Genomic DNA, 17,174 nt, shown 5'->3' with positions numbered 1-17,174 from the left:
GATGATCATATATAAAGAGTTTACATTTGAAGCCGCCCATCATCTGCCTCATGTGCCTGAAGGCCACAAATGTGGGCGTCTTCATGGGCACTCTTTTTTGGTTCGAGTGAGTGTTGAGGGAGAGGTTGATCCTCAGACTGGCTGGGTCATCGATTTTGCAGACATTAAGGCTGCGTTTAAACCGATTTATCAACGCCTCGATCATTATTATTTGAATGAGATTGAAGGGTTGGATAACCCGACCAGTGAAGTGTTGGCCCGCTGGATCTGGCATGAATTGAAACCGAATTTGCCATTGCTCAGCCAAATCGAAGTAAAAGAGACCTGTACCGCAGGATGCGTTTATCGCGGAGAATAATGCATCAGCCAATGGGTTCAAACCGTTGTGATTCAAGTGATTAAAAACGCCCTTCATGTGAAGGGCGTTTTTGTTGAAGCAGAATTCGATCAGTTCGGTATCCGGTGTTACTGGTTACGGCTAACCCGTGGTTGTTCGTCGATGATTTTTAATCAGTGACTTTTAGCAGGTAACTTTTAACAAGTGACTTTTAACAAGTAACTTTTAACAAGTGACTTTGACCGCAAGGCCACCTTGTGACGTTTCACGATATTTTGCATTCATATCTTTACCGGTTTCGAGCATGGTTTCGATCACTTTATCGAGAGAAACCCGTGGTGCAGAAGAGCGTCTCAGTGCCATGCGTGTTGCATTGATGGCTTTGACCGCTGCGATACCATTTCTTTCGATACAAGGGACTTGTACCTGACCGGCAACCGGATCACACGTCAGACCGAGGTTATGTTCCATGGCAATTTCTGCGGCCATACAGACCTGTTCCGGACTACCGCCTAACAGCTCAGCCAAACCTGCGGCAGCCATAGAGCAGGCAACACCGACCTCACCCTGACAACCGACTTCTGCGCCGGAGATCGATGCATTGCGTTTGTAGAGTCCGCCAATAGCACCCGTCGTTGCCAGATAACGAATATAATCTTCTTCATGTACGGTCTGAATAAACTTGTTGTAGTAAGCCAGTACTGCCGGGACGATACCACAAGCGCCATTGGTTGGGGCGGTGACCACACGTCCGCCGGCAGCATTTTCTTCGTTGACGGCAAATGCATACATGTTCACCCAGTCGATCACGGCCATTGGATCGTTGGACGTCCGCTCCGACGTTTGGAGCTGCTGGTTGAGCGCTGCCGAGCGGCGGGGAACTCGCAGTGGGCCGGGAAGAATACCTTCGGTTTTCATGCCTCTGGCGATACAGTCTTTCATCGTCTGCCAGACTTTGTGCAGGTGCGCATGAATCTCTTCTTGGGAGCGCAGTGCTTTTTCATTCTCTAACACCAGAGTGCTGATGGATAACCCCGATTCACGACACTGGCTGACCAATTCTGAGGCACTGATATAAGGGTAGGGCACCTCGTCAGATGATTCGATTGACAGCCCAAAATTTTCTTCATCGACAATGAATCCACCGCCGATTGAGTAATACGTCTTGGAGTAGAGGCACGCATCATGCTGCCAGGCATGAATTTTCATGCCGTTCTCATGCAGAGACAGATTACTGGTGTGGAATGTCATTCCATCTGCTTTGAGAAAATCGACTTGATAGTCGTAGCAGACGATTGGGAGCTTCTCCGTCTGTTCAACTTGACGGATAAAATGGGGAATCTGGTCGATTTCTACAGATTCCGGACTATACCCGGCTAAACCGAGAATGGTTGCGGTATCGGTTTGGTGGCCTTTCCCTGTCAACGACAGAGAGCCATAAACATCAACCGTAATCTTCGTTACATTGGGTAAAATTGCTTTCTGGTATAGCTCGTCAATGAACTGTTTCCCGGCCTTCATTGGCCCTACCGTATGAGAGCTTGATGGCCCTATGCCGATTTTAAAAATGTCAAAAACACTAATCATAGATGGCTTACTCACAAACAGCTTATATCAACAAATAACAGCAAATGATGATTTCATCCTGAATGACGCGAAATAACGCAGTCTGAGCAGGTTGAAATAGCGGAGGGAGAGTACATGACTCCCCCTGCCTGCACAACTGATAATCTACTTAATCTGCGGTTATTTTTGCTATCTATGAACTGCTTCAAAATGCTAAAAACTGAGGCCGATATATGCACCATACATACGGTATTCGTTTTTACCGCTGTTTGCCGTTTTATAATAGCGCGCATAGGTTGCCAGTTTCAGACGGGAAATAGACAGCTCTACACCCACCTCAGGATACACCCCGACCGTCAGATCTGAATTGCAGTTTTGGTAATCATAACTGTTGCTCAGATTGTTATAGCTTTTATCGCACATTTTATTTTGTCCGCCAAAAAGTCCCGCCCCCACATAACCTTTTAAGACCGGTGTACCAGTGGTGAGATGAAATCCGGCGTTGATTCCTTCATAAAGGTTTTGATCATGGGCAAACCACATAGCGGCGACATTGAATTCGGTAAACTGGGAGTAAGGGACGCGGACCCCGATTTCAAATACACCACTTTGGTTAATATCTTCATGCAGATATCCCATGTAGTAGGTTCCTTTTTCTTCGGCGGCGTTGGCGTAGAGAGGAGCGAAACATAACGGAAGGAGTAAAAAGTATTTTTTATTCATCGTGTTATTCCAAACTATCTGAATAAGAGTTGTTCAATCACGCTTTAAAGAGAGGGAGTGCATGATAGGTAACTTGTTGATGTCGCAGAAGCTTATACTACATTTAGTTGCTCATTGCTACTGTGTTCCCAAGTTATGGGCTGGCGGTATATATTTGGATCTGTTTTTGTAATGCATGGACGATCTGGGCTGTCACGCCCCATATAAAATGTTGTTGATAGGGGATGGCAAACACCCGATGTCGGGCATTTTTCAGGATAAATGTCGTATGGTGAAGATTTCGGGGGTGGAGTAAATAATCTGCCGGTACTTCGAAGACTTCTTCAACTTCATTCGGGTCTATCGTGGCTTGATAGTCGGGGGATGCGAATGCGACGACTGGCGTTACCGAGAAGTAGCTGACGGTTTTTAATTCCGGCAGGCTGCCAATTAATTCAACCTGATGTTGCGTCAGACCTATTTCTTCGTGTGCTTCTCGAATCGCAGTCGCATAGACGGATGAATCCCACCGCTCACACTTGCCACCGGGGAAGCTGACCTGACTCGGATGATGTTTCAGATGTGCTGCCCGTTTGGTAAAAATGACATTCAATCCCGTTGGCCGTTCGACAAAAGCAACCAATACGGCTGCTTTACGTAACTTTTGCCCGGAAAGATGCTTGGTCCGCGATAATGATTCCAAGGCATAGTCACTCGGCTGACGGAGTTGAAAATCTCTTAATATCGTTGTTCGGGTCAGATGCATCTTCAGTCTCTTCGTGGCAGATTATGATGATAATACGGGTAATATCCGACTCAGTTTATCAAATGTTTCTTGATATTCGCTGGCACACTCACTATCAGCGACGATCCCCCCGCCAGCCCAGACATAGAGCTGCTGATTTGTGGCGATCAGGGTGCGAATTGTAATGCTGGTATCCATCTGACCATCGCGGCTGATATAGCCGATACTGCCGCAATAAACACTTCTGCGCTGAGGCTCCAGCTCTTCGATGATTTCCATCGCCCTGATTTTCGGCGCGCCGGTAATGGAGCCTCCCGGAAAACAAGCGCGCAGCAAATCTGCGGCGGTGTAACGGGCATCTAACTCAGCCTGAATGGTGCTGACCAAATGATGAACGGCAGGGAAACTTTCAATTGCAAATAATGTCGGGACATGGACACTGCCCGGTTTGGCGACTCGACCAATATCGTTGCGTAATAAATCAACAATCATCAGATTCTCGGATTGATCTTTTTCCGAGGCGGCTAATGTTTGTGCATGTTGCCGGTCAAGGGTTTGATCCGCGCTACGCGGCATCGTGCCTTTAATGGGCTTTGTCTCAATGACCGGTGCTTTATATTGTAGAAAACGTTCCGGAGATATACTTAAAATGACGCCTTCTTCAATGCGGAGATAAGCCGAAAAAGGCGCCCGGTTTTCATTTTCTAATTGTTGATAGGCTTGCCATTCACTACCGGTATAACCGGCTTGAAAGCGCTGCGTCAGGTTGACCTGATAACAGTCTCCCGAATGCAGATATTCATGAATGGCGTCGATTTTATCGCGGTACTCATGCGCAGTCATGTTCGCTTGCCAGTCGGATGTCAAACGAAAAGGGGGGTGTTCAACGGTTTGTTGTGCATTGAGCCATTGCGCTGCGGCGTCCGTTCCGATTCCGACCAATGCCGCTGTTTGCTGACGATGATCGACAATCAGTGCCCAGGTATAAATCCCCACTGCCATTTCTGGCAAAGGAATATCTCGTGCCGCTTGCTCAGGTAATTGCTCGATACGTCGTCCCAAATCATAAGCAAAGTAGCCCAGAGCGCCACCGGCAAACGGATATGCGGTCATCTCCTCAAGGGCCGGGGTGTATTGATTTTGGTAGTGCGTCAGAAGTTCAAACGGGTCGTCTGGTGACGAGATGTTGCCGTCACTTGTTTGAATCTGCGTCACAGCGCCTTGTGTTTTTAGTGTGACAACGGGCTGAGTTACGAGGATATCGTAGCGGCTGTCGGTATGTTCCGCCGGAGAGCGCAGTAGCATCGACCAAGGCAGATGTTCAATACGAGAGAAATACTCAATAGCGAGCTGAGGATGATATGTGAGTGACTTATGTTCAATGTATTGATCCGGGGCATTATTCATGGCTGTTCATTTGTATAAACTGTGACGAAAAGTCCAATCGTCGCATGGCTTGTTGGTGCAACCAAGAGTATCATAAAAAGCAATAACTATAAGCTAGTGAATCTCCGGTAAATGACAGTGTTTGAGCGTTTTATAATCAGATTTTCTGTCGTCTGAAATGACCCCGGAAGCATAAATAGAATGAGGTAAGCAATGACACTAATTCGGAAAGAAGATCTCATCAGTAGTGTGGCTGATGCGCTTCAGTATATTTCTTATTACCATCCGCTTGATTTTGTTCAGGCGTTAAAGAAAGCCTATGACCGCGAAGAGAGTCAGGCCGCGAAAGATGCGATTGCCCAGATTCTGATTAACTCGCGCATGTCTGCGGAAGGACACCGTCCGATCTGTCAGGACACAGGTATCGTGACTTGTTTTGTCAATATCGGTATGAATGTCCAGTGGGAAGGTGATATGACCGTTCAGGAAATGGTTGATGAAGGTGTTCGTCAGGCATATACCAATCCGGAAAATCCACTGCGGGCATCGGTATTGCACGATCCGGCAGGGAAACGGATCAATAGCCGCGACAACACGCCGGCTGTTGTTCATATCAATATGGTTCCCGGTGATCAGGTTGAAGTCCAGATTGCTGCCAAAGGGGGCGGCTCTGAAAACAAAACGAAAATGGTGATGCTCAATCCGTCAGATGATATTGCAGAGTGGGTCGAAAAAACGTTACCAGCAATGGGTGCCGGCTGGTGTCCGCCGGGAATGCTCGGTATTGGTATCGGTGGTACAGCAGAAAAAGCCGCTGTACTGGCAAAAGAATCCTTGATGGAACATATCGATATTCAAGAGCTGATAGATCGCGGCCCACAAAATGCCGAAGAAGAGTTGCGTCTGGATATTTTCAACCGGGTGAATCGTTTAGGAATTGGTGCACAAGGGCTGGGTGGTTTAACCACGGTAGTTGATGTGAAGATCAAAACTGCACCGACACACGCAGCATCGAAGCCTGTCTGTTTGATCCCGAACTGTGCAGCAACACGTCATATCCACTTCACTCTCGATGGCAATGGTCCGGCTGAGTTTGTACCACCGAAGTTGGAAGATTGGCCGGATATTACGTGGGAAGCGGGTGAAAACACGCGTCGCGTTAACCTTGATCAGGTCACGAAAGAAGATGTCCGTGAATGGAAAACCGGTGAAACCCTATTGTTGTCAGGCAAGATTCTGACCGGACGTGATGCGGCACATAAACGTATTCAAACCATGCTAAACAATGGTGAAGGTTTACCTGAAGGTGTTGACCTGAAAGGTAAGTTTATCTATTACGTTGGGCCGGTTGATGCTGTGGGCGATGAAGTTGTTGGCCCTGCGGGTCCGACAACGTCAACACGCATGGACAAGTTTACTGATATGATGCTTGATGATGTGGGTGTGATGGGCATGATTGGTAAAGCGGAACGCGGTGCGGCAACGGTTGAATCGATCAAAAACCATCAAGCGGTTTATCTGATGGCTGTCGGTGGTGCTGCTTACCTCGTTGCCAAAGCCATTAAGAAAGCACGTGTGGTGGCATTCGAAGAGCTGGGTATGGAAGCTATCTACGAATTTGAAGTCGAAGATATGCCTGTCACAGTGGCGGTCGATTCTCATGGTGTCAATGCGCACCAGACCGGCCCGGATGTATGGAAGGTCAAAATCGCAGAAGCCGAGAAATAAAACCTGTCCGTGATAAAAAAAGCCTCTGAACAGAGGCTTTTTTACTGGCTGATACAGCCATCACTCATCTCGTGATCATCATTGAATCATTTTCACTTCAAATTCTCAGACTCTTCAAGGTACGAGAATCAGTAATCAGATATTGCGAATGCTGATTGATTTAAGATCAATTTCGTTGTTATTCCCCGTGTAATCATATTGGTTATCCGTAAAAGTGCCTTGGCTGAATACATCTTTAGCGGGGATATAATCAGCACTGCTGACGCCATCACTGAATTCAATATTAAATGGTGTTGCACTGGAAATGAGGTTTAAGCTTTGTTTGATCAGTGGGACATCTGCATGTGTTGCCGTGAAGGCGCGGTTGATCCTGAAAATCAGATAATTACTGACAAAACCACCGTTGAATGTTGTAAGTCGATAGGCGACCGAACCGATATCATTGGTCAGAATGTTATTACTTCCGACAATGACACCACTGTTTGGCCGCACGGACATGATTGTCCCTGCTTTATTATATTCGACAATAAAGTCGCCACCCGTCCAGTTTGTCTCATAGTAAATATTGGGGACTTTTGATGTATTCCCGACTTTAATCCGAATGTCACCATCATCGAATGTTGAGTTATGATTCAAGTCGAATGTCACCGTGATATTACCTTTTTCAATTTGTTTTTCATTCAATTGATTATATAAGTGGATGGCGACATCGAAACCATTGGTAATATCATTGAATCCTAATCCATTGGATTGGTAATTGACGGGGGAATATGACTCATCGCCATCGGAACCACCACAGGCAACGAGTGACATGCTCAGGATTGTACTGTAAATAATTTTTTTCATTTTTTGTTGTCTTGTCGTTAGGGAAAAATATTGTCATTTTGAGGGAAAACTGGCCGATATATTCATAAAATGGATAAATAATATGAATTGCTTATTATATCTATGACTTTAATGATTTTATCAATATATATGCCAGCATGCATTCAATAAAAATGCATATAGTTGAATGATAACGTGATAGACCCTCATAAAATGTATCGTTCGTTGTCAGTTATGTGACGGATTGTGACCGATTCTTGATTCAATCTGCTGAGAACCGTTTGAGGAATGATGAAACGCTTTCAATTTCTATCCAGTTTGGTATGGTTTGCTACCGATTTAATTTTACGAGAACAACCATGCAGTGGTTAAAAAAAATCATCCTGATTACCGCCATTATTGCTGCCAGTCTTTATATGGCGAGTGTTGGATTTCTAACCTACTTGTTTTCTTCCGCAGAAGATGAGCCGCAGGAACAAGAGCAGATTTCTGAACAGGCGGCTGTCTCTGAAAACCCGGCAACAGCCCCTAGGGATTTAATTCGTCAATAATGCGACTGATGAATGAGGGAGCGGGACTTGATAGACTTTTTCTTCAATCACAGCGGTCATATTTAAGAAAGTCTCATAAGTAGAACGCAATAAGAGTTTATTTTCCAGCCAGAGCGGAATATGACCGGCAGCACTCCCTTGACCTTGATACGAAATCTGAGTCTGCTGGTTGTCCAGTCGAATTGCTTGCCACTCACCACGGACATGTTTCATGCGCACATAATTTTGTTCGAGAGGATACTGATCGCCCACATCCTGCACGCTAATTGTTAATCGTTGGGCCTGCGGATCATAATGAATCACGGAATCAATCACCATGTCCCGATCTTCAACAGGCCAGGGCGCACTGTAATAGACATGGATGATGCGTTCATGAGCGGATTTGGTTGCAATCACGACTTGACGGCAGTTTGCTATCCATTCGGGACCACGTTGTGCATCATGTAATAAAGCCACTAATGCACCGGGAATCGCTTTAACAGTGGCGACCGCTTTGACTTCTATATGACCCGTTGCCGTTTTGTGGCTGTATATTTTGACGTTATCGTTTGCTTTATAAAGCGACCATGGTGCTGTTGATGAATTTGTCGCATGAGCCGATGTGGGCAAGTTAAGCAGTAGCAACATAGCCAGTGAGATCAATCGCATGATGTCGGATGTCCCTGATGATATTGAGTAATTTCCTCAGTTTCGTTTTATCATCATAGCGGTGCGATCACCCGTTAGCGAGGGGAAATTGGTATCCCCCTCACAAGATTGCTTTTTCACCACACGTCAGTGCTTTTTCTCACCGGTGCGGATCAATTTCGAGCGAGTCTGAACCGCTGTCCGAACAGATTAATCAGCGCACCGGAGACGATGAGAATGCCGCCGATCAACGTCCAGACCGATGGAATTTCATCAAATACAGCGATACCGATAAGCACGGAGATCACTATCTGTACATAAGCGAATGCTGCTGCTCGGCCTGCATCCTGAGTCTGCATTGCTTTTGTCAGACCGTATTGACCTACCTGAGTAAATATACCAACCAAAATCAGCAAAATCGTGATATTGAAATCAGGCCAGACGAAATCATCACCAATCAGCAGAGACGCGATTGGTAGTGCAACCAGCGGAAAATAAAAAATAATGACGGAGCTGTCTTCGGTCGTGCTTAGTTTCTTGACGATGACATAGGCGATTGAACTACCGAATGCCCCCATCAATGCGAATGCGACGCTCAATAAAGGGAGTGGTGTGGTTGAATCTGAAGTCATATCAGACTGTAGGATAAAATAGAGCCCAAGCAAACAGGTCAAAATACAGAGAATGGTTGCCGGCTGAACCCTTTCTTTTAAGAAGAACACGGCTAACAGCGCGGTAAACACCGGATGGACATATTGTAAAATCGTTGCTTCAGCCAAAGGGAGTGTGGTGACAGAGTAATAGACGCACATCAGCGCGACTGTACCGACAGCACCCCGGGCAAACAGCAACGGTTTATTGTTGCCCCAAATTGAAATTTTCTTACGCTTGACATCGATGTAGCTGATGATCAGCGATACTAGTGCACGGGCGGCAACAATTTCGAAAACGGGAATACCATACTGGTTGGTCGCTTTGACACATGCAGTCATGAGGGCAAATCCCAAAGCCGACAGAAACATAAATTGGACACCGATGGGAAAAATCGGTTGCTGGGGTGATTTCATTTTTATAACAGCTTATATTGGTCAGTAGATTGGAGAAAAGAGAGAGGTCACATTTTAGCTGGATTCAGCTGAGTTGTCTCTCTTTTTACGGGGACTAAAAGACGGATAACGATTCCGAGTGAGAATCATTTTTGATGAATTTAGATGAATACAATGCGTTTTGTCGTGCCTTACCTGCGACGACTTATGTGGTGCAATGGCATCATTCCCATGTGTGGAAAATCGGTGGCAAAGTTTTCGCCATTGGTCGTTTGAACCGCGAAGGGCAACCGGCATTTACGTTTAAAACATCACCACTGAATTTTGACTTTCTAAGTGAGCAACCGGGATATCGACCAGCCCCTTATTTTGCTTCCCGTGGGATGAAGTGGATCCAGCATGATAAAAGCACCCCCGATACTGATGAAGCGCTGATGTATTATCTGGCTGAATCTTACCGGATCGTTTCATTGGGATTGAGTCAACGTACACAGCGAGCACTAGGCGTGAATCAGCCGCCATGCTCCTGAGCCTTCACACTGCATTTTAGGTGGTTAGAGTATATAATTGCGGCTAAATATAGCTTAAAAGAATAAAGGTGGTATTGATGCGACAGATTGGTCAGGATGTTTCGGAATTGATTCAGCGCGGACTGGACGCGAATATCAAAATCGCTGTCACAGGGCTGTCTCGGGCCGGTAAAACGGCATTTATCACATCATTACTCAATCAAATTCAATATCTTTCGACCCATCGGCATCTGCCTTTTCTGGCCGCGAGTCAACAGCAACGGATTATCGGTACCAAACGGATTCCACAACGGAACTTGATGGTTTCTCGGTTTGATTATGAGAAAGCCATTGCCGCCATTCAGAGTCAGCCGCCTTTTTGGCCGGAGCCAACCCGGGATGTCAGTGAAACCCGGGTGGCTATCAAATACCGCCCGGAAAAAAGAAGTAAACGTTTACTGGGCAAGTCGCTGACATTGTATATCGATTTGATCGACTACCCCGGAGAGTGGTTACTCGATCTCCCGTTACTGGAGTTGAGTTTTGAACAGTGGTCGGCTCAGCAGATACAGCAGTTAAGTGGTCAAAGAAAAATCATGGCCGATGGGTGGCTCGAGATGAGTCAGGCACTGGATTTGAGTGCGGAAGCCGATGAGCAACGATTGGCGGGCATTGCGACCGAGTACACGGATTATCTGCATCGTTGTAAAGCCGCAGGATTTCACTGGGTACAACCCGGTCGTTTTGTTTTACCCGGAGAGCTGGCCGGAGCGCCGGTGTTGCAGTTTTTCCCGTGTCTTCCACCAGAGGAACAGCACTCCCGTCGTTCACTGACACAGCGAATTGCCACCAACTACGACGTGCTCAAAGCCCGTTACCAAGAATATCAATCAAAAGTGGTGCGCCACTTTTATCGGGAATATTTTTCCACATTTGATCGTCAAGTGGTGCTGGTGGACTGTCTGAGCCCACTCAATGCCGGGCATGATGCATTTGTCGATATGCAACAAGCCTTGGTACAACTCCTGCAAAGTTTCAAATACGGGCGAAGTGGTTTATTGTCACGACTGTTTTCTCCAAAAATCGATAAAGTGCTGTTTGCTGCCACCAAAGCAGATCATGTGACACCGGATCAACATGTGCATTTGCTGCATTTGTTGAATCAAATGATTCAGCCAGTCTGGCAAGATGTATCTTATGAAAATGTGTCGATGGAATGTCTGACTTTAGCGTCTGTTCAGGCGACGCAAGCCGGATATATTTCAACACCGGAAGGGCAGATACACGCAATTCAAGGTACGACACTGAGTGGAGACAATGTGACGCTTTTTCCCGGAGAAGTCCCGGATAAACTCCCATCCTCGGCATTCTGGCAATCTCAGCAGTTTGATTTTACCGAGTTCCGCCCACAAATTTCTGATCCCCGACAGCCGATTCCTCAAATTCGTCTGGACACGGTATTGGAATATTTAATCGGAGATAAATTGCGATGACACCTTATCAACCGAAACGCGTCTTTCAACAAGACTTAGAATCATCGAATGAGAAAACAGCATCACTGCTGGCGCAACAGCAGTTTGATGAGGCAACTTTCACGCCTGAGCCGGTCTCTGAGTCGTCATTGGCGGAATCAGAAGCTGTCAATCTCGACAAGGTTATTCGTCCGCGGAGCAAAACGCCTTGGTTTTGGCGGTTGAGTAGCTGCACCTTTGTCGGTTTAGTCGGCTGGCAGGCGGTAGATACGATTTTTTCGGCATATCAAAATGGTGAATGGTTAACATTGGGATGGACAGCCCTCGTCACAGCGGTTGCCGGCGCAGGGATCAGTCAGTTATTGAAAGAGTGGTTTACACTGCGCGCCTTGCGGAAACACTTTAACCGCCAGACGGAAGCTGAAGCGCTGATTCAGTCACACAGTGTCGGTCAGGCAACCGATCTGTGCCGTAAAATTATCGATGATGCGGGTTTGATTCATGGCTCCGTGTCAGCGATCGAACCTCAGCATGTAACTGAATGGGAAAAGCATCTGAATTCAGCCTATAACGATGGTGAGGTTTTAGCGCTGTTTGATGTGTTTGTTCTGAAGCATCTTGATGAAAAAGCAATTCAGTTGATTTCCCGGTATGCGACTGAGTCAGCTGCATTGGTTGCGGTTAGCCCGCTGGCGATCACCGACATGCTGCTGGTTGCGTGGCGAAATCTGACGATGATCAACCGATTGTCTGATTTATATGGGGTTCGTTTAGGTTACTGGTCTCGGATTCGTTTGCTGCGGACATTATTTATCAACATGGCGGCAGCCGGAGCAAGTGAAATTGCGATTGATGCCGGAACTGATCTGCTTTCGGCCGGGCTGGCCGGAAAAATCTCAGCCAGAGCCGGACAAGGTGTCGGGGTCGGGATTCTGACCGCGCGGCTGGGGCTTCAGGCGGTGACACTATTACGGCCATTGCCATGGGTTCCTGAGCGGAAAGCGAAACTGACCAGTGTCAGGAAAGCCATTGTTTCGAGAGTGCTTGGCCTGATGAAGACCGCGTGATGAGCATTTTTCTGTGCAACAGATCCAGTTATGCGCCTTTGGGGTCAGTGCCTTATTAAATTGTGATATCAGTACATTGATTCTGACGCATGGCATGTTTGTGACTTGACGGAGGTTGAGTGTTGATAGACACTACTGTCAACTTTTCCTTACACGTGTGGGTTGCTTTTTGTGCGTCTAGAAGTCTTGTGTGAAGACCGTCTCGGGTTGACCCGGGAGTTACTGGATATTCTGGTATCCAGAAATATTGATTTAAGAGGTATTGAAATTGATATTTCTGGGATTATTTATCTGAATTGCCCGGATATTGATTTCGTGACGTTTAGTGAACTGATGGCTCAGATTCGGATGATATCAGGCGTGAAAGATGTCCGGAAAATTCAGTTTATGCCAATGGAACGGCATAACACTGAGTTGGTTTCACTGTTGAACAACTTGCCAGATGCCGTATTAACTATTGATTTAAAAGGTTTTGTTGATACAGCTAACCATGCTGCTTTATCATTGTTCAATCGGCAGGAAAACGACGTCATCGGTCATGCGATTTCAACACTGGTGCATGCGTTTAACTTTTCTCGCTGGCTTGAGGGGAGCAAATCCCGTCAGCGTGAGGACATTGTGTTGAATGGTCTGGACTATATTCTGGAAATCATGCCCGTTTATATTCAGAGTGAGTCAAAAGAATCGATTCTGGCCAGTGCGATGGTGATCCTACGCGCCAGACAGTTCCAGCATGAAATACAGCACACGCAATTACCGCTGCATAGCGAACTGGGATTTGAACATTTCGTTGGTATTTCCAACCGGCATAAACACCTCATCAATCAGGCGAAAAAGCTGGCGATGCTGGATCAACCGTTGTTGATCGAAGGCGAAACCGGGACCGGCAAAGAAATGTTGGCGAAAGCCTGTCATAACCGCTCAGAACGGGCATCGAGACCATTTTTGGTCGTCAGTTGTGCATCGATGCCAGATGACGTCGCTGAAACTGAGTTATTCGGCCATGCGCCAGGATCTTTCAATCATCGCGAAGGGCATAAGGGCATTTTCGAGCAGGCGAATGGGGGCACTGTATTTCTCGATGAAATCGGTGAAATGAGCGCCCATCTGCAGATTAAATTGTTACGTTTTCTCCAAGATGGAACATTCCGCCGAGTCGGGGAAGAGCATGAAATCCATGTGGATGTCCGAGTGATCGCATCAACGCGGCATAATCTGGCAGCTTTGGCTGAATCCGATCAATTCCGTGAAGATCTGTTCTATCGGTTGAATGTGCTGACTTTGTCAATTCCACCGTTGCGCGAGCGGCCAAGTGATGTACAGCCATTACTGGAACTCTTTATCGCCAAGCATGTGCGTCATATGGGAATGGTTAAACCGCATTATGACGAATCGGTCATTGAACAGTTGTCGCATTATCAGTGGCCGGGCAATATGCGCCAGTTGGATAATATGGTGCTGAGAGCATTGACTGAGATGCCAGATGATGAATTAAAAATCGAATATTTCCATCTTCCGGGTGTTGAAGTTGTGAATGGGGCGATTGGATTGCTGAACCTCGATGGCTGTCTGGATGATATTATGAAAGATTATGAAGCCAAAGTTTTGGAGCGGCTCTATCAGTCATTCCCATCGAGTCGCAAGCTAGCCAAACGATTGAATGTCTCTCATACCTCAATTGCAAACAAATTGCGAGATTACGATATTCGGAAACATTAATTTCTCCGCGATGTTCATCGCCTTGTGATTGAGGCTGATGTTCTCGGAGTGACAAGCAACAGGACGCTAAGTTATTTATGTATAAACAAGTTTATGATGTCGATGGCGACATTGTGATCCGTTCGGCTCGGGTTGATGACGCCAGAACGATCGCCCGGTATTTTAATGTCAACCGCCACTTCCTTACCCCATGGGAACCGAAGCGGGAAGCAGAATTCTTCCTTGAACAAGGTTGGACACAACGTCTGATAAAACTCAAAGAATTAGAAACGATGGCGATTGGTTTCTATCTCCTGATTTTCGATATTTCTACCCATGAAATGCTCGGTACGATCTCGTTTAGCCAAATTTCACGTTTTCCGGTTCATAGCTGTTATGTCGGTTATTCACTGGCTGAAAATGCGCAGGGGAAAGGCGTGATGACCCGGGCATTAAAAATGGCTTGTCGGTTTATGTTTGAAGCGCAGAATATGCATCGTATCTCCGCTACATATATGCCGCGCAATCAACGCAGTGAAGCCGTACTGAAGCGGTTAGGGTTTCAGTATGAAGGCGAGCTGAAAGATTTTCTGTTGATTAATGGCCAGTGGGAAGATCATTATCTGACTTCACTCATCAATCCGGGGTGGAAAGCCTAGTCTGCCTCGTGATCCCCGTATTTTGAATGACAGCGGATATATTCGTATTGTGGCTAGGGGTTGTTGACCGTTCGTGGTTGAATTTTGTTCAATCTGAACGGGCATTGATCGCGGCGCATGCCGCTTAGCTATCCTAAGCAAATGACCCCTAGCATCTGTGATACTTTATGAGCTGTTGTTACGCTTTCTGTCTGATTCGATAGTCATTCAGGTCGCGCTTATTCATCGATTCACCTATTCATCGATTTACCTCTCATGCATGACATTGCTCATCATGCCACTCGGCTTTTCTCTCCTTTCATTCGTGCTTTTCGGCCGTTCAATCAGTTCTACATGCCTATAAAGTCGATGACTTTAAGCTAAATTGTTGACAATTTTTTTAGGTCAAAAAAAGTATTCAAGCTATCTATTTGTTTTTAAATAATTTAATTTTTAATTGATTTATGGTGAAGGTTTCACGGGTTAGACATTAGTCTAAATTGTCAACAATCTGCTTGCTGTTCTACCTGTGGATCGGCTATTTTTTACATGAAGTCGGTCAGAAGACCTCATTAAAAGAGAGACGACAGTGGATCAAGCGACAGATTTAATTCAGCCAGAGAAAGACAATACCAAGTCAGAACATCTGACGGATTATTTGATTGAGGCAATTATTCAGGGAGAGATTGCGTCGGGAAGTAAAATCTCCGAACCCAGTCTTGCCCGTCAGTTTCAGGTCAGCCGGGGGCCATTGCGGGAAGCGTTGATGCGGCTGGAAGGTCTCGGTCTGATTGAACGGATACCGCATGTTGGTGCGAGGGTGATTGCACTGTCTTATGAAAAGTTGATTGAACTGTATGCGGTGCGGGAAGCGCTTGAAGGCATGGCTGCGCGTCTCGCAGCCCGATATATCACGCCCGCAGAGTTGAGCAATTTAGAGACCGTGTTAGAAAAACATGCTCGCCATCTCTCTCAAATTGAAGGGGCTTCATACTTTCATCAACATGGAGATTTCGATTTCCATTATTGCATTATCAAAGCCAGCCGTAATCAACAGCTTATCCGGCTATTGTGTGATGAGTTGTATCATTTGCTGCGTATGTTTCGTTATCAATCTCCCCGGGCGCATAGCCAGCCGAAAGAAGCGTTGGGGGAGCACCAGTTTATCCTGAGGGCAATCCGGGAACGGGATGAGGAACTGGCAGAAATGTTGATGCGGCGTCATATCGCGGGCAGTCGGAAACTGATTGAAGTCCACATGCTGTCCGAACAGGGAGAACAATCATGAACAGTCCGGGTAAAAAATTCAGAGCAGCAGTCAGCAATAACCACCCCCTTCAAATCGTCGGCACGATTAATCCGTATTGTGCCATGATGGCGCAACAAATCGGCCATCAGGCGATTTATCTGTCTGGTGGCGGTATTGCAAATGCCTCTTACGGGGTACCCGATTTGGGGATAACGACCCTCAATGATGTGTTGGTGGACGTTGAACGGATTACCAATGCGAGTGACTTACCATTATTAGTTGATATCGATACGGGTTTTGGCGGTGCTTTCAGCATTGCCCGAACCATCCGGGCGATGGAAAAAGCCGGTGCGGCGGCAGTTCATATTGAAGACCAAGTGCTGCAAAAACGGTGCGGACACCGGCCCAACAAGGCGATTGTCAGCCGTGATGAAATGGCCGATAGAATTAAAGCGGCTGTGGACGCACGTGTCGATGATGATTTTGTCATCATGGCGCGTACCGATGCTTTAGCGGTTGAAGGTATGGAAAAGGCGATTGAACGGGCGATTGCTTGTGTTGAAGCGGGTGCTGATATGATTTTTCCCGAAGCGATGGTCGAATTGGGTCAATATGAGCAGTTTGCGACAGCGCTGGAAGATGCCACGGGGAAACCCGTTCCGATTTTGGCGAATATTACCGAATTCGGCCAAACACCTTTGTATAACTGTGATGAGCTTGCCGGTGCGAAAGTGAGCATGGTGCTGTATCCGTTGAGTGCATTCCGAGCCATGAATAAAGCAGCAGAAATGGTCTATCAACACCTGCGCACAACGGGTAATCAGCAGACGTTATTGCCACAGATGCAGACTCGGAAAGAGCTTTATGACTACCTGAATTATCACACCTATGAAGACAAGCTGGATCAGTTATTTTCTGGCCAGCATCAGTCGGATTCATAGGGCGGATCAGGTCACAACACCTGATTCACTGAGATTAGGCAGCCGATGATTGGCTGTATCAAACCATTTAGATCCATAACGTGAAAT

The 17,174-nt window shown here is 46.5% G+C and carries 17 protein-coding genes; 10 read left to right on the top strand and 7 right to left on the bottom strand.

From position 1 onward, the window contains the following. Window position 1 precedes the first annotated feature (1 nt). Complete coding sequence (queD, locus tag BSQ33_RS01550; RefSeq protein ID WP_021021592.1) at window positions 2-358, top strand: 6-carboxytetrahydropterin synthase QueD; 357 nt, start codon at window positions 2-4, stop codon at window positions 356-358. 204 nt (window positions 359-562) lie between these two features. On the opposite strand, the gene BSQ33_RS01545 is transcribed toward queD, so the two are convergent. The 4 genes from BSQ33_RS01545 to pabB all read right to left on the bottom strand — a co-directional run bounded on the left by BSQ33_RS01545 (window position 563) and on the right by pabB (window position 4,757). Beyond that, window positions 563-1,924, bottom strand: coding sequence for an L-serine ammonia-lyase (locus BSQ33_RS01545; RefSeq protein ID WP_027694377.1), 1,362 nt, complete (start codon window positions 1,922-1,924; stop codon window positions 563-565). A gap of 192 nt (window positions 1,925-2,116) precedes the next feature. Then, window positions 2,117-2,626, bottom strand: a complete 510-nt coding sequence (locus BSQ33_RS01540; RefSeq protein WP_088133075.1) for a hypothetical protein — start codon at window positions 2,624-2,626, stop codon at window positions 2,117-2,119. A 133-nt stretch (window positions 2,627-2,759) separates the two neighbouring features. Next, on the bottom strand, window positions 2,760-3,371 hold the full coding sequence (locus BSQ33_RS01535; RefSeq protein ID WP_088133073.1) for a CoA pyrophosphatase: 612 nt from the start codon (window positions 3,369-3,371) through the stop codon (window positions 2,760-2,762). 21 nt (window positions 3,372-3,392) lie between these two features. Then, entirely contained in the window at window positions 3,393-4,757 is a 1,365-nt protein-coding gene (pabB, locus tag BSQ33_RS01530; protein WP_088133071.1) for an aminodeoxychorismate synthase component 1, read from the bottom strand. Window positions 4,758-4,949: 192 nt separating this feature from the next. On the opposite strand from pabB, the gene BSQ33_RS01525 reads away from it, so the two are divergent. Beyond that, window positions 4,950-6,464 (top strand): fumarate hydratase, encoded by a 1,515-nt coding sequence (locus BSQ33_RS01525; protein WP_021021597.1) that lies wholly within the window; start codon window positions 4,950-4,952, stop codon window positions 6,462-6,464. A 135-nt stretch (window positions 6,465-6,599) separates the two neighbouring features. Here BSQ33_RS01525 and BSQ33_RS01520 read toward each other — a convergent pair whose 3' ends face one another. Then, window positions 6,600-7,310, bottom strand: a complete 711-nt coding sequence (locus BSQ33_RS01520; protein ID WP_157721337.1) for a hypothetical protein — start codon at window positions 7,308-7,310, stop codon at window positions 6,600-6,602. 338 nt (window positions 7,311-7,648) lie between these two features. Between BSQ33_RS01520 and BSQ33_RS01515 the strand changes: the two genes are divergently transcribed. Continuing rightward, the gene (locus BSQ33_RS01515; RefSeq protein WP_088133067.1) at window positions 7,649-7,840 is read left to right on the top strand and encodes a hypothetical protein; all 192 of its coding nucleotides are present in this window, start codon (window positions 7,649-7,651) and stop codon (window positions 7,838-7,840) included. Here the strand turns inward: BSQ33_RS01515 and BSQ33_RS01510 are convergent. Both BSQ33_RS01510 and BSQ33_RS01505 read right to left on the bottom strand, forming a co-directional pair. Beyond that, entirely contained in the window at window positions 7,826-8,488 is a 663-nt protein-coding gene (locus BSQ33_RS01510) for an START domain-containing protein (RefSeq protein WP_088133065.1), read from the bottom strand. The genes BSQ33_RS01515 and BSQ33_RS01510 overlap by 15 nt on opposite strands. 152 nt (window positions 8,489-8,640) lie before the next feature. Then, a complete protein-coding gene (locus BSQ33_RS01505; RefSeq protein WP_021021601.1) occupies window positions 8,641-9,534 on the bottom strand; it encodes a DMT family transporter in 894 nt (297 codons plus the stop codon). A gap of 134 nt (window positions 9,535-9,668) precedes the next feature. Between BSQ33_RS01505 and BSQ33_RS01500 the strand changes: the two genes are divergently transcribed. From BSQ33_RS01500 to prpB, 7 genes are all read left to right on the top strand, one after another. Beyond that, a complete protein-coding gene (locus BSQ33_RS01500) occupies window positions 9,669-10,043 on the top strand; it encodes an MmcQ/YjbR family DNA-binding protein (RefSeq protein WP_088133063.1) in 375 nt (124 codons plus the stop codon). 77 nt (window positions 10,044-10,120) lie between these two features. After that, complete coding sequence (locus tag BSQ33_RS01495; RefSeq protein ID WP_088133061.1) at window positions 10,121-11,515, top strand: YcjX family protein; 1,395 nt, start codon at window positions 10,121-10,123, stop codon at window positions 11,513-11,515. Beyond that, window positions 11,512-12,561 (top strand): YcjF family protein, encoded by a 1,050-nt coding sequence (locus tag BSQ33_RS01490; protein ID WP_088133059.1) that lies wholly within the window; start codon window positions 11,512-11,514, stop codon window positions 12,559-12,561. Before BSQ33_RS01495 ends, BSQ33_RS01490 begins: the two co-directional genes overlap by 4 nt. Window positions 12,562-12,732: 171 nt before the next feature. Next, entirely contained in the window at window positions 12,733-14,280 is a 1,548-nt protein-coding gene (tyrR, locus tag BSQ33_RS01485; protein WP_088133057.1) for a transcriptional regulator TyrR, read from the top strand. 77 nt (window positions 14,281-14,357) lie between these two features. After that, window positions 14,358-14,918, top strand: a complete 561-nt coding sequence (locus tag BSQ33_RS01480; protein ID WP_021021606.1) for a GNAT family N-acetyltransferase — start codon at window positions 14,358-14,360, stop codon at window positions 14,916-14,918. 568 nt (window positions 14,919-15,486) lie between these two features. Then, window positions 15,487-16,185, top strand: coding sequence for a GntR family transcriptional regulator (locus tag BSQ33_RS01475; protein WP_021021607.1), 699 nt, complete (start codon window positions 15,487-15,489; stop codon window positions 16,183-16,185). Then, on the top strand, window positions 16,182-17,087 hold the full coding sequence (gene prpB / locus BSQ33_RS01470; RefSeq protein WP_021021608.1) for a methylisocitrate lyase: 906 nt from the start codon (window positions 16,182-16,184) through the stop codon (window positions 17,085-17,087). Before BSQ33_RS01475 ends, prpB begins: the two co-directional genes overlap by 4 nt. Window positions 17,088-17,174: the final 87 nt, after the last annotated feature.

The organism is Vibrio gazogenes, assembly GCF_002196515.1.
Lineage (GTDB): Bacteria > Pseudomonadota > Gammaproteobacteria > Enterobacterales > Vibrionaceae > Vibrio > Vibrio gazogenes_A.
The sequence above is the reverse complement of the archived record's forward strand: the minus strand, read 5'-3'. Positions and strand labels throughout refer to the sequence as shown.

Coding starts and splice junctions, on each gene's coding strand:
- queD (WP_021021592.1), top strand. CDS start 2: ATGATCATATATAAAGAGTTTACATTTGAAGCCGCCCATCATCTGCCT.
- BSQ33_RS01545 (WP_027694377.1), bottom strand. CDS start 1,924: ATGATTAGTGTTTTTGACATTTTTAAAATCGGCATAGGGCCATCAAGC.
- BSQ33_RS01500 (WP_088133063.1), top strand. CDS start 9,669: ATGAATTTAGATGAATACAATGCGTTTTGTCGTGCCTTACCTGCGACG.
- BSQ33_RS01510 (WP_088133065.1), bottom strand. CDS start 8,488: ATGCGATTGATCTCACTGGCTATGTTGCTACTGCTTAACTTGCCCACA.
- prpB (WP_021021608.1), top strand. CDS start 16,182: ATGAACAGTCCGGGTAAAAAATTCAGAGCAGCAGTCAGCAATAACCAC.
- BSQ33_RS01480 (WP_021021606.1), top strand. CDS start 14,358: ATGTATAAACAAGTTTATGATGTCGATGGCGACATTGTGATCCGTTCG.
- BSQ33_RS01495 (WP_088133061.1), top strand. CDS start 10,121: ATGCGACAGATTGGTCAGGATGTTTCGGAATTGATTCAGCGCGGACTG.
- BSQ33_RS01535 (WP_088133073.1), bottom strand. CDS start 3,371: ATGCATCTGACCCGAACAACGATATTAAGAGATTTTCAACTCCGTCAG.
- BSQ33_RS01540 (WP_088133075.1), bottom strand. CDS start 2,626: ATGAATAAAAAATACTTTTTACTCCTTCCGTTATGTTTCGCTCCTCTC.
- BSQ33_RS01515 (WP_088133067.1), top strand. CDS start 7,649: ATGCAGTGGTTAAAAAAAATCATCCTGATTACCGCCATTATTGCTGCC.
- pabB (WP_088133071.1), bottom strand. CDS start 4,757: ATGAATAATGCCCCGGATCAATACATTGAACATAAGTCACTCACATAT.
- BSQ33_RS01525 (WP_021021597.1), top strand. CDS start 4,950: ATGACACTAATTCGGAAAGAAGATCTCATCAGTAGTGTGGCTGATGCG.
- BSQ33_RS01520 (WP_157721337.1), bottom strand. CDS start 7,310: ATGAAAAAAATTATTTACAGTACAATCCTGAGCATGTCACTCGTTGCC.
- BSQ33_RS01505 (WP_021021601.1), bottom strand. CDS start 9,534: ATGAAATCACCCCAGCAACCGATTTTTCCCATCGGTGTCCAATTTATG.
- BSQ33_RS01490 (WP_088133059.1), top strand. CDS start 11,512: ATGACACCTTATCAACCGAAACGCGTCTTTCAACAAGACTTAGAATCA.